The organism is Neopararhizobium haloflavum (genome assembly GCF_002750855.1).
Lineage (GTDB): Bacteria > Pseudomonadota > Alphaproteobacteria > Rhizobiales > Rhizobiaceae > Georhizobium > Georhizobium haloflavum.
This window is the reverse complement of record NZ_NWUC01000013.1, coordinates 38,317-50,654: the sequence shown is the minus strand read 5'-3', so window position 1 is coordinate 50,654 and position 12,338 is coordinate 38,317. Positions and strand designations below refer to the sequence as shown.

At 59.0% G+C, this 12,338-nt stretch carries 11 protein-coding genes and 2 pseudogenes; 5 read left to right on the top strand and 8 right to left on the bottom strand.

All coding sequences use genetic code 11. The features are described 5' to 3' along the window. Positions 1–1,213 precede the first annotated feature (1,213 nt). The 4 genes from CN673_RS19680 (at position 1,214) to CN673_RS19665 (ending at position 3,436) form a co-directional block, all read left to right on the top strand. Positions 1,214–1,720, top strand: coding sequence for a YciE/YciF ferroxidase family protein (locus CN673_RS19680; protein WP_099868120.1), 507 nt, complete (start codon positions 1,214–1,216; stop codon positions 1,718–1,720). 734 nt (positions 1,721–2,454) lie between these two features. Continuing rightward, positions 2,455–2,664 carry a cold-shock protein gene (locus CN673_RS19675; protein WP_099868119.1) on the top strand — a complete coding sequence of 70 codons (210 nt, stop codon included), beginning with the start codon at positions 2,455–2,457 and terminating at the stop codon, positions 2,662–2,664. 135 nt (positions 2,665–2,799) lie between these two features. After that, positions 2,800–3,024, top strand: coding sequence for a hypothetical protein (locus tag CN673_RS19670; protein ID WP_099868118.1), 225 nt, complete (start codon positions 2,800–2,802; stop codon positions 3,022–3,024). Positions 3,025–3,055: 31 nt separating this feature from the next. Beyond that, positions 3,056–3,436, top strand: coding sequence for a DUF6481 family protein (locus CN673_RS19665; protein ID WP_099868117.1), 381 nt, complete (start codon positions 3,056–3,058; stop codon positions 3,434–3,436). 273 nt (positions 3,437–3,709) lie between these two features. Here the strand turns inward: CN673_RS19665 and CN673_RS19660 are convergent, their stop codons facing one another. The 6 genes and pseudogenes from CN673_RS19660 to CN673_RS19640 form a co-directional block, all read right to left on the bottom strand. Continuing rightward, positions 3,710–4,474, bottom strand: coding sequence for a Crp/Fnr family transcriptional regulator (locus CN673_RS19660; protein ID WP_198586076.1), 765 nt, complete (start codon positions 4,472–4,474; stop codon positions 3,710–3,712). An 89-nt stretch (positions 4,475–4,563) separates the two neighbouring features. After that, the gene (locus tag CN673_RS19655) at positions 4,564–4,806 is read right to left on the bottom strand and encodes a DUF6894 family protein (protein ID WP_099868115.1); all 243 of its coding nucleotides are present in this window, start codon (positions 4,804–4,806) and stop codon (positions 4,564–4,566) included. Between the two features lie 334 nt (positions 4,807–5,140). Continuing rightward, positions 5,141–5,356: a DUF6894 family protein gene (locus CN673_RS21000; protein WP_157928972.1), complete on the bottom strand. Its 216-nt coding sequence runs from the start codon at positions 5,354–5,356 to the stop codon at positions 5,141–5,143. Positions 5,357–5,735: 379 nt separating this feature from the next. Next, entirely contained in the window at positions 5,736–6,017 is a 282-nt protein-coding gene (locus tag CN673_RS20995) for a hypothetical protein (protein ID WP_157928971.1), read from the bottom strand. A gap of 249 nt (positions 6,018–6,266) precedes the next feature. Then, positions 6,267–7,379 carry an AI-2E family transporter gene (locus CN673_RS19645; RefSeq protein ID WP_099868113.1) on the bottom strand — a complete coding sequence of 371 codons (1,113 nt, stop codon included), beginning with the start codon at positions 7,377–7,379 and terminating at the stop codon, positions 6,267–6,269. Positions 7,380–7,731: 352 nt separating this feature from the next. After that, positions 7,732–8,907 (bottom strand): annotated as a pseudogene (locus CN673_RS19640) (IS3 family transposase). A 118-nt stretch (positions 8,908–9,025) separates the two neighbouring features. On the opposite strand from CN673_RS19640, the pseudogene CN673_RS21395 reads away from it, so the two are divergent. Beyond that, a pseudogene (locus CN673_RS21395) lies at positions 9,026–9,984 on the top strand (IS3 family transposase); the annotation flags it as partial. Positions 9,985–10,067: 83 nt separating this feature from the next. On the opposite strand, the gene CN673_RS19630 reads toward CN673_RS21395, so the two are convergent. Together CN673_RS19630 and CN673_RS19625 are read right to left on the bottom strand one after the other, a co-directional pair. Then, positions 10,068–12,140, bottom strand: a complete 2,073-nt coding sequence (locus CN673_RS19630; protein WP_099868112.1) for a recombinase family protein — start codon at positions 12,138–12,140, stop codon at positions 10,068–10,070. After that, complete coding sequence (locus CN673_RS19625; protein ID WP_099868111.1) at positions 12,130–12,327, bottom strand: hypothetical protein; 198 nt, start codon at positions 12,325–12,327, stop codon at positions 12,130–12,132. Before CN673_RS19625 ends, CN673_RS19630 begins: the two co-directional genes overlap by 11 nt. Positions 12,328–12,338 lie beyond the last annotated feature (11 nt).

Here is a 12,338-nt window from a genome sequence, read left to right as displayed (position 1 = left end):
GGGCGACAGCCACCTGTCGGAGGTTCACATCACCCACGCTTCGGTGCGTCGGATCGAATGCGATCCATCCTGCGCCCGGGAGATATAGACTTCCGCCTATGCGTGGGTCGAGCCTGCATCATCCGTTTGAACCTGCGGTTCATAAAGATGGCCTGAGACGGCGCGGGCTCGCAATCCGAGGTAGCGAACCGCTGGATGAAGAGCGCGGCGATGTGCCGTCGGAAACGCTGGCCAGCGCCAGCGTTTCCGACGGCGTCTTGGTCCCCTTCCTTCTGTCGGAGGGCAGCCTAGATAGCGGCAGGTTTCGGATAGCGATCACAACAGCCGGAACGGCGGCAAGGAGGAGCGGATCCGGAACGACGGCTTATCGAAGTTTGTCGCCAAAAGTGGACAGTCCGGCAACGACCCCGGCTCCGCCCCTCGGCGAAAGCCAATACTCAATCGCGTGACGAGATTGTTTATCGGTTCAGATTTCTGAACAGCTCTATAGGGTTAAGCGCCCTGCATGGGCGGCCCGGTAGGCAGGCCGTGCTGCGCGGAAGATGTCAGCGACTGTGTTTCGGCATGCAAAATTGACCCCCTAGACGGGGTTATCAGCGTCCAATTTTGCCCCCCCAATTTTGAAGATGATTAGCGACCATCCCGCCAGTTTCGGCGAGCGGATGGTGCGGGGATGAAGTCGGTGGATACGATAGCTCGGGTTCGGCGTGCTTTTCATGCGCAGGGGTGGTCGTTCAAAAGGATCTGCCGCGGACGCCGATACGGGGTCAAGTTTGTACGCCGATTGACAGTGCAGCGCAGTAATCAGCGGCGCGTTGATCATGATTGCTTCAGGATCGCATCTTTTTGAAGACCAGCCTGCGCACCCTGCAGGGTGACTTCGTCAGGTGAAATGCGGTGTTACCCGTACTTCGCTCCTTGCGGATGTTAAGTGGGGCCGCTGGGCGCCAGGCCGCCGTCCACGGATGTCCGCAACCCCCTTACAGCGAAGCTGCGCCATGTCGGTTTACTCATAGACAGGCCGCGGCTTCGCCAGCCTCGGTGGCGGCTGAGGCGATCGGGATGTGTCGTGCCAGAATGTTTCGGCAATGGCCTTCACGCGGAGGCGAAAGGCCGCCACGAAATTCCCGGCAGGGCGGAACAGCGCTCAAGGCTCGCAGTTTGGTGGTCCCGGTCGCATATTCGCGACCGCCAACCAAAAAGGGACCTCACCATGGCCAAAGAAAAAACGCTGGACGATCTCTTCCACGACACGCTGAAAGACATCTATTACGCCGAGCGCAAGATCCTGAAGGCGTTGCCGAAAATGCAACGTGCGGCGCAGTCGGAGGATCTGAAGGCAGCGTTCGAGAAGCATCGCGACGAGACCGAGGGTCAGATCGAGCGGCTGCAGCAGGTGTTCGAGCTGATCGGAAAGGCCGCGCGCGGGAAAACCTGCGATGCGATAGAGGGCATCATCGCCGAGGGCGAAGAAATCATGGACGAATTCAAGGGGACGGCTGCGCTGGATGCCGGCCTGATTTCGGCTGCTCAGGCTGTCGAGCACTACGAAATGACGCGCTATGGTACGCTAAAGCGCTGGGCAACAGAACTCGGCATGAAGGATGCCGCCAAACTGCTCGACGCAACGCTGCAGGAAGAGATGAAGACCGATGGCGATCTGACAAAGCTGGCCGATGCCAGCGCCAACGAGCGAGCCAAGGCCAGCAAAGCGGCATAGCGCTACGTTGCCGTGACGGACTTCATGTGTCTGGAGTGCGGGGTTTGAGGAGGCGGGACATGTTCCCGCCTCTTCTCGTCAGAGGCGACTCTGTGCGTTGTTGTCGTTCGATGCGTGGCAGTTCCGTCTGACTTGCGCGTTCAATTCGTCTAGACAATCGATGGCATGGATCCGCAAGGCCTCGACATGGTGCCGTTCGGCGCCTGTCAACATGGAGCGTTCAAGGCTCTCGTAGGCCTTGAGAAAACACATGGCCTCAAGGACCTTTTCCGGGTTCTCCTGAAAGTTCAGCGCAATGCGCCGCACCGCAAGACTCTGAACGGCATCGGGTTTTGATTACGTCTGAATATAGCGCCGCAGCTCATCGTAGGTTTCCATGCTCTCACCAATCCGTCGGATCGTCCCTCGCCAAGCTTGTACTCCACGCTGCGGATCGCGCCAAAAAAAATAGATGAAGTTGCATGTTTGAACGCCTCAGGGACGATTTCAGGGGGCGGTCGCGCAGCAGTCGGAAGACCCGGGATTTCGCCCAGGCCTTCAGGGCTTGGTCAGCAAGAGTTGACGGTGGCGGCGGGGTGCTTTATATCGAAATCTATCGATATTTGCTTGCCGAGCTTTGGTTATCGCGCGATTGGCACCGCGCCCTGAACAGACCTCTCTTTCAAAAATCGCACTTACGTGCCTCGTCGCATCCGCGCCGGGGTGGATTCAATTTTGCTAAGAGAGGGTTCATCATGACCACTGGCACAGTTAAATGGTTCAACTCCACCAAAGGCTTCGGTTTCATCGAGCCGGACAATGGCGGACAGGACGCGTTTGTCCATATCTCCGCCGTCGAGCGCTCTGGTATGCGGGAAATCGTCGAAGGTCAGAAGATCAGCTACGAGATGGAGCGCGACAACAAGTCGGGCAAGATGTCGGCCTGCAACCTTCAGGCTGCCTGAAAAGGATTTGCTCTCGCTGACCATGGATAAGCCGGCATCATCGAGAGCATGACACCAATGAAGGTCAGGCCAGTCGCCTGACCTTTTTTATTGCAGCTCGCCACGGCGAGTGCATCAAAAGGAACTGCAATCACCATGAGTGAGCAACACAGCAAGGCGCGTCAATTGGCCGAGATCGCCTTTACCAAGGCGCAATCTCAGTTTCTCGCGAAGGACCGCGCCATAGAGGAAGTCGATACGCTTGTTCATGCGCGCGAGGAAAAGACCCTGCGCCTGAGGAAGGCTCGACTGGCAAAGGATCAAACCGATCGCGCTCGCGTCGCAGCAGCGCTTATTTCCAAGCGCGCCGCTACCGCCTGACCAAGACCACAAGCGAAACCGGATACTCATTTTGAAGAACAATAAACTTCCTGACTTCTCCGACCGTCGCACCGCAGCTGCAGACGCGAAGGCCTCCTTGCTGAAGGCCCACCGCGCCGCCAAAGAAGCTGCAGAGCCGACGCGCCTTGCACGCCAGGCAGAGCGATTGGCAGTCGCTACGGCTCGCGAAGAACGACGCGCCGAGCGCGAACGCATCAAGCGCGATGAGGAAGAGCGTATCCATGCTGAGGCGCTGGAGCGAGAAGCGGCGGTCGAGGCCGCAGCCAAGGCCGAGATCGAAGCGCGTGACAAGGTCGAGAGCGACCGCATCTCCCGCGTTGTCGAAGATGAAGCAGCCCGCAAGGCTGCGCGAGACCTTCGCTACGCCAACCGCAAAGCGAGACAGCGGTAAACGATGTACTTCGGTTCCGCTTAGCGTTGGTGGGGCTGCAGAGTCGGACGTTTCTCATGATTTATCACTTGAACCTAACGGCGACCCATCCCATTTGAACGTCAACGCCGCGCGCTCCGCTTCTTGGTACGGCTCATGCCGGGTTCGGAAGCGTTGAGTGCGCGGCTACTCTTCGAAGACTGCTGACCACGGATGTACTGGCAGCGTCGATCGAAGTGGGAAAGGCGGGGTTCACAGCCCCGCTTTTTTGTTGCCGATCATGTGATCCAACCACTAGCGATTGGCCTGTTTCCGAAAGGCGGACCGCCTCTCGCCCGAACTCAGACGCAGATAATCGTCCGAAAATTGCGCCAATTCCGCTACGGCAGCAGGCCGTAGGATTTCGACCTGACGGTTCTGCCAGTCCAACAATCCGCGCTCTCGCAACAGCTTCAGCGTCCGGTTCACATGAACCGAGGAGAGGCCGAGCATGTCGGCAAGGTCGATCTGCGTGGCAGGCAGAGTGAAACGGTGATCGTCGGCAATTCCAACGGCGCTCAATCGCTGATAGAGCTCACAGACCAGATGCGCCAGATGCTGGTCGGCTGCGAGCCGGCCGAGCGCTGATATCCAGGCCCTCCCGATCGCCGCATCCTTTACGGTTAGCCGCCAGAAAAGCCACATCAGCTGTGGGCTCTCATCGAGCAGCCGTAGCAACTCTTCGTGCGGCACGGTCGCCACCTCACAGGCACCAAGCGCGGAAACTTCGTGATCCATCGTCTCAAGGTGCAGAGAATGGAGATCGACGAAATCGCCGGCGATATGGATGGCTGAGATCTGACGGGCACCATCTTCCATAAAGTGCACCCGGGCAGCAAACCCGTTGATCACCAGGCAACTCTCGCCGGGCTGGCTGCCCTCGGCGACGATGGTCTCGTCGCCCGCGTAAGTCTGAACGCGAAAGGAGAGGGCACGAAGCCTCTCCTCGTCATCGCGTGGTAGCGATCCTTCAACCCGCAGCGCCTTAATGAGTGGTTCGGCCGCGGTCTGGCTGTCCATGATAAGCACTCCTTGCAATATGACGGTCATTGTCCCAGAGCGACAACGCGACGGGATGCCGAGTGCTTCTTCGGCAATTCAGAAAGTGTTCACGTTCCGTTAAGAGCAGTCCTCTTGGGGGTGAGCACATAGCGTGCCAATGGCCCGTCCTCCCGGTCGCGAACTTCGATGATAAGCGGCTCGAGATTATTCTCGAGTAGCTTTTCCTTTGCCAAATCGGCAAGAGCGTGTCTGGCCATTGCTTCAGCTTCGTCACTGCCTGGAAGTTCGATGCCCTCATCGTCGTGGAACAGCACTGCGCCTTCGACCGTATCGAAGAAGTAAGTCGGCATGAGAGCTCCTGCCGTGCGCCAAAAACGGCGAACGATGCTGGCTCGGCATTGTTCCCACCGCTTCACCACCCGAATTTATGCGCGGTTTTTTTGGATCCATTCACCTCGCCCGGTGTAATCAACGACGCGGTCGTCCGTACGACACCAAGCAGTACTACGCAGGTCGGTGCCGAGAATGAATTCCGTCTCAATGGAAGTGGGGGGAAAGCGAGCAAGGCCTTTCGGCGCGTCGTCGCTCAGCCCACTCAGTTTCTGCTCTGCTCATCGGGCCGTGACCGGCTCGCACTCTCCATCCGCGTCATTGGATACGATGGGTGCGGAACGGTCGCTGGCGCTATTCCACGGTTACAGTCGTGCGGAAGATGGCTTGCCCCTTATCGTCTTTCACGTCGATCGCGGCATTTCGAAACGTGCTCGTTTTGACCTGCTCGCGCATCAAATCACTGAGCGCGCGCATGGCCTCCCGTCTTGCTTCCCTACAATCATCAAATTCCAATGAAACTGGAGGTGTCTGATTGCCCGTGCCGGTTACAACGAATTCATAGCGCATTAGCTGTCTCCTTCATGTCGAAAGGATCGCTCATGGCGAATGTTCCCGGCGAACTTCTCGCGGTGGCAATGGAGCGTTTCCATCTCGAATTTTACTAACCTTCAGGTAGCACCCCCGTGCTGTCTGGAACGCCCGTGTCAGACCCTCTCGCGTTGTTGTTGGCCAGCCAAATCGCCCGCCATCATGCTGACGGCCGAGCTTTTCTTGCGTGTCGGCTCAAAGCGACAGCCGCTTGAGGTCAGATAGCGCAACCTCAAAAATCTCCGGGTCGCCGGACTGTTGCCATCTGAATGTTGAGATAGTCACTATACAGTACGGAAGTCTTTGCCGCCGCCACGGACGGACCATGAGGCTCTTGGCTTCCGCAATATCGTTCTTTTCAGGCAACACCGGCGGAGCGGCGATGGAAAACAATTCGTTCTGTGGGGTCATTGCCACCTCCATCATCGTGGAAGTGTTGTCTGCCAAATCTTCGTTGCACAGGAAATGCCTGCTCGGCCTCCTCCTCCTCGCTCCAGCGGGCGGTAACTGCATCGGAAACGATCTGATCAATCGCACGGCAAATAACCGGGTCGAGTGTCTGCTCCAACTCAAGGGAGCGATTGATGCTGCCTTTGGAAAGCCGCGGCGGCTTCACTCTCTGTGGTGGATCTTCTGCCATTGCCGATGTCCCTCCCGAAGCTGGTTCATACACGCCCCACGCCTTGCAGCCCTCATGCATGCACGAGTGGTTCTTGCGGATGGATGGATGGCTCGGCCGGCTTTGCTAATGTCTCGTTGGAAATGTAGCTTCTCATGGCTTGACCGCATAGCATGGGGAAATTCGGATGAGATCGCCAACGGCTCGCACTCAAAGGGGTAGGCCACACACGCCATTCGTCACCTTAGACGGCATACCTGAAAAGGCCGTTTAGTCGTTGCCCGCCCGATTCGCGAAGGTAGCTTCCCTAGAATCACCGATTGCATGCAGTATGCCGGAAAAGCTCGGCAAGTGTTCGGACAGTGTCCGCGCTACAACAAGGATCGGTATGGCAACAAGTATGCCTGCGACGCCCCAAATCCATGCCCAGAACACAACGGACATTACGATAACCAGCGGATTTATTGACAGCCGTCGGCCGACAACGGCTGGTGTCACGAATTGGCCTTCGACCGACGTCAAAATGAGGTATGCAAACGGGACCAAGGCGGCTTGGCTCAATGGGTCAATGGATACAAGAGCGACTGTGCCGAGGATGGCAGCGCCGGCGATCGCGCCGACGTAGGGCATGAAGTTCAATACGCATGCCAGGAGGCCCCACAAATAAGGCGAGGGCATCTCCAGTATCCACATCGTCGCAGCCACCGAGAATCCGAGGCAGATATTGATGATCGTGATGGAGAGTAGATACCTGGATATCTCCCGCTCGATCGAATTGATGGTCTGTACCGCCAGCTTCTTATCCGACAATCGGGGGATGGCGCGCACGATCTTGTCGTAGATCGCTGTGTTGTAAACGAGCAGAAAGAGCGTCAGAACGATTGTGACCAGCACGATGCCGCCCATTGTCGCCAATTCTTCGCCGATCTCGAAAATCAATCCGGGTTCATCGATCCGCACTTTTTGCACATCAGGATCATTCCCACTGCCGCTTAACTCATCGAGTTGGTCGCTCGCACGGGACACGTTCTCTAGCGGCGCACGCAGATGACGCAGTTTCTGGTTCGCTTCATACACGATTGCCGGCGCGCGAGCGACAAAGTCAGAAACGGGCCCGCTCACCACATAGGCTCCGCCCATGCCGATAACCGAGACCGACACAACCAAAAACAGTGCCGAAGCCGCATTCGGCACGCCATGTCTTTGTCCGAAGCGTACCAAGGGGCTCAAGGTCAGGGCAAAAAGCAGTGCCAAGACGACCGGCAGTAGGAAGAGCCTCGCTACATAGAGAAGCCCCAACACCAGGAGTGCAAGAAGGAGTTTCAAAGCGCGGTCGATCGACGACAATTTGAGAAGAAGTTGACTGTCGCGACGACCGTCCATGTATTTACCATTTGGCAGAAGTTCAGGTAGTGGATGAGTGTTGCGTGGTCTTCACTGTGCCGATATTCTTGTTAGTTCTACTTCGTATCCGATCAGCGATGGCAGCGTCGCCCGTTTTTGGGGATCGGCGGATGGCGGTTGTGCGGTGTCCTCCATTTCGCCCATAAACTTGCCGTCAGCCCCCAAAGTTCCATACTCACAACTTGCCCCTTCGCCAGGACGGGCCTTGTCGGCTCGGTGAGCCGAGCGGGAAGCAAAGTTCCCATGGGCGTGTCTCTCTCGACAAATGGGCTGAACGTGTCTGCCGTTCGAAGTGTCGTTGATCGAGATTGTGCTGAGTGACCGGTCTTGTTCAGAGCCACGTCTGAGGGTGGTTGTTAACATAATTTTCGATCCACCCGGCGATCAGTCCGAGAACTGTAGCGGCATTCGGCAACGGCGTCACATGGACGTAGTCGCGCTTCAGGGTCTTAACGAAGGCTTCTGATATGCCATTGCTTTGCGGGCTCTTCACCGGCGTGGGCAAGGCTGGAGGCCAACTGGCGCGGGAAGATGCGCGTCTCTCTGGCGATGTATGGCGAGCCGTTGTCGCTCAGCATCTCGACGGGACGAGGTGCCCTATAGCCACCGAACCGCCCCTCGACCGCCTCCAGCATCTGTCGCGGATGTCCGATCCGCTGATGCCTGCGTTCACCACTACTCGCCAAGCGATGATCTCCCGATCGTTGGCGTCGATGACGAACGCGCTACTGACAATGTCGCCGTCCCAGCAGGTGAACTCGAACCCGTCCGAGCACCGTCGGATGTTCGAGCGCATCGTGATCACCTTGCCCTCGTGGGTCAGCTCCGGCCGCTCGGTATATCTGCGGGCCAGCAAGAGGTTATGCGCCTGCATGATGCGGTAAACGCGCTTGTGATTGACAGGAACAGCGCCCTCCGCCCGAAGCTGGCGGTTCAGGATCACGGTAATGCGGCGATAGCCATAAGTCGGGCGCGCTGCCACCAGCGCAGAGATAAGCGGTAGGACTGCCGCGTCTTGCGCTTTATGGTAGCGCCGACGCGGCTTCGTGCCCCGGCCAGCCGTGCATGAAGATTGGAGCGGGAGACCCCCAGCCACTCGGCCACAACCTTCATCGGGAACCGTCCTTCGGCTTCGGCTGCGGCTGCGCGAGCCACGTCCGTTTTTTTGAGCGGGTCTTGTCCAGCGCCTCCTTGAGGATCTCGACTTCAACTGTCTTTCGCCCGAGTTGCCGTTCCAACTCGCGGATGCGCTCCTCCATCTGACGGACGGCTCGATTGCTGGTCACGTCATCATCTTCGGACACGGCCACAGCTCCTTCCAGCATCAGACGCCGCCAACGATACAACAGTTCGGCGCGACGCCATTCCGGCGGGCGACGACGGAGATGCTTGCGCCTTCCTCCAGTGTCTCCTCGACAATCCGCAGCATCTCGGCAGCTGACCAGCGGCGTCGGCGTCCGCCATCGGTGATAATCTCAATCTCAGACATAAGCACGTGCTTAGGGATATTCCTAAGCCTCCATGGTTATGCTTGAGCCTCCGGTCTGAGGTGCCCCCTTTGAATCGGACCGGTTTTGGCTTGAATTTTCCGCTTATGATCCCTGGATGGGAGAAGGAGCCTTCCAATGAAGGCGTCGAAGCTTTCGGAAGCGCAGATGGCGTTTGTGCTGAAGCAGGCTGAGGACGGCACGGCGGTGGGCGAAGTCTGCCGGAAGGCCGGGATATCGGAGGCGACGTTCTACAACTGGCGCAAGCGTTACGCCGGGCTGATGCCTTCGGAAGTGGAGCGGCTGCGCCAGCTTGAGGAGGAGAACACCAAGCTGAAGAGGCTTGTCGCCGATCTATCCTTGGACAAGGCGATGCTTCAGGACGTGCTGTCAAAAAAGCTCTGAGGCCTGCTCGTCGCCGCCAGCTTGTGGATCAGGGGCGCGAGGTCTGGAAGGCATTGGTGCGCAGGGCATGTCAGGTTCTGCGGATCGACCGCTCTCTCTACACCTACAAGTCCCGGCGGGGGGATCAGGCCGCCTTGAAGCAGCGGATCAAGGATATCTGCCAGACGCGGGTGCGCTACGGCTATCGTCGCGTGCACGTTCTGTTGGTGCGGGAAGGCTGGCCGATCAACATCAAGCGAACTTATAAGCTCTACAATGAGTTAGGCCTTCAGCTCCGCACCAAGACGCCCAAGCGGCGCGTCAAGGCGAAGCTGCGGGAAGACAGGGCGGAGGCGACGAGATGCAACCAGACCTGGGCGATGGATTTCGTTCACGACCAGCTGGCGACCGGAAAGAGGCTGCGTGTCCTGACCATCGTCGATGTCTGGTCGCGCTTCTCGCCGGCCGTCGATCCGCGCTACAGCGACAGGGGAGAAGAGGTCGTCGCCACGCTCGAACGTGTCTGTCGTGAGCATGGCTATCCGCAGTCGCTCTGAGTCGACCAGGGGTCCGAATTCATCTCCCGCGACCTCGACCCGTGGGACTATTAGAAGGATGTCGTCCTTGACTTCTTACGACCGGGCAAACCGACCGACAACTCGATCATCGAATCGTTCAACGGCAAGTTCCGGACGGAGTGCCTGAACTCCTACTAGTTCCTGACGCTTGACGATGCCCGACAGAAGATGAAGCATTGGCGTAGAGACTACAATCCTGCTTCATAACACCCATCTGTCTATGTCGTTGAAGTGAAAAGGTTTTGCTGATTGGGTTGTGATCCCGCGGGGTATTTTAGGTTCTGTCGCGCGCGATGAAGGATCTGCTGGGCTTGCGGCCTTCCGAGTTCTGAACGGCTGAAGATCCACGGACCATCCGGCAGGGGGTGGACGCCTTCGATCTCGCCGGCTTCGGCGGCGAGCCTCAGCGTCTTCGGTGCTACGCCGACGAGACGTGCGGCCTTGTTCAGGTTGAGCCATGGCTCGTTCCCATCCGGTGCCGGCCGGAAGACTGGGATCTTGTGATGCGATCTGTGCGCCGTGACCCGCTCCCGGGTCCAGCGATTGCCATGCCCAGTTACCAGGCCATTGCGGTTGAGAATGCCGGCGATCAGGTCGTCGCTGGCGATCAGCACCAATTGCCGAATGGCCGCGATGATATCCGCGGAAGTGCTGTTGCGCTGTCCGCGGCGCCGCTTCGGCAGGCGAAGTTCGGTATGGGCGCCGCCAATCCAATGGATCAGCAGGACGATCTCGGAGACTTCATCGTCGATATCGGCGACCACCTCGTGAATGACGGTGCGCACGATGCGCTTTTTGAGCCTGGCATCCGTCGTTGGCGTCGACCAGATCGCCCGAAGATCCGCAGCCAGGGCGGTGAGATCCGCTGCCGACACAAGCGACGGCTTCGGCGTCACGGCATTATGAGCGGCGATCTTGCTCTCGACCTCGTCGACATGCGAGAGAGCGCGGTTCCATCGCATCTCCAATTCCGCCGCGACCAGACGGTTCTCAGGATCGGCGGCGTCATATTGACGGAAGGCCCGGTCGGCGGCGTAGCGGGCAGCCTCCAGATCGCGGCTGATGGCATCCCGGACCTGGTCACGACGATTGGCAGCTTGCGCCTCAGCTTCGGCAGCGGCCGCGATTGCGCCCGGCTCGACGACACGCAACAGCGCTTCCTCAATCGCATCGTCGACGCGCAGTCCGCCGAATGCGATGCAACGCGGCCCGCCGTTGTCGAGCAGACCCCGCCAGCAGGAATAGCGCGGGATGTTGTGCTTCGTGCCCGTGTATCGCACCGTGAGCTTTCGACCGCAGCGCCGGCAGCGAACAAGGCCTGCCAACAACGCGTCGCCATGCTTGGGCGCTCCGTGATGCCGGCTCGTAGGCACATTGTCGCTCACCATGGTGCGGATCGCCTCTGCCCTTTCCCAACTTACATAGCCTTCATGGCTGCCCGGGATCAGCGCCAGCCAATCCTCGCGCGGCTTGCGGCGCGCACCCGGTCGAACGGGAGACGAGCCAAATCCCGGTGCGACACCAGACTTACCATAGGCGTAGGCGCCACCGTAGATCGGGTTCTCGATCATCCGGTGGATGGTCGCATAGTTCGGCCTACGCCAGACGACATCGCCATTGTTACGCTTGGCGGGCAAATCCAGCCCATGTTCGAGGAACCACATCAGGGCCTGGCGGGCGCTGCCGAGCTCAGCGACCTTGTCAAAGACCATGATGATCGCTTCCCGCACGCGGCGATCAGGATCCTTCTCGATCCGGTCCCCGACCTTCACGAAGCCCACAGGGGCTGCAACAACGAGTTCGCCACGGCGGGCCTTCTCGTAGCGAGCCGAGAGCGAACGCTGGCGCAAAAGATCGAGCTCGTACTCGTTGAGGCTTCCCTTCAGCCCCAACAGCAGCCGGTCGTTGCCTTGGCGCGGCGCGTAGACCGTCTCCTGGTCGACCAGCACGGTGTCGACGACGCGGCACATCTCGATAAGTTGTTGCCAGTCACGGCTGTTGCGGGCAAACCGCGACACCTCCCGCGCCGCCACCGCCCCAACCTTGCCGAGGCAGACTTCCGCGACCATCCGGTCGAACCCGGCGCGTGCGACGCCGCCGGCGGCAGAGCGGCCGAGGTCGTCGTCGATCGTGTCGATACGAGACCAGCCGAGCGCCGTCAGGCGGTCGCACATGGCATATTGAAGTGTGCCGCTCTCGCGATTGTGCAGGACCTGATGGGCGGACGACTGGCGCACATACAGGATTGCCTTCCGCTCCAGATGATGCAGCCTGATCTTCTCATGCATCATGACGCGCCTCCCTCTCTCCGGGAGAGCGCTCGTCGTCGACGTGGTCGAGGATCAGGCTTACCATCAGCTTCGTCACTGACCGACGCGTCTCGGCGGGCAGCGCCTGCCATCGCGGCGTCTGCATCGTCTTGGCGTCGTTCGGTTTGGAGAACAGATCGAACTGGTATGTCGTGGGCTTGCGCGGCATTGACATCTCTC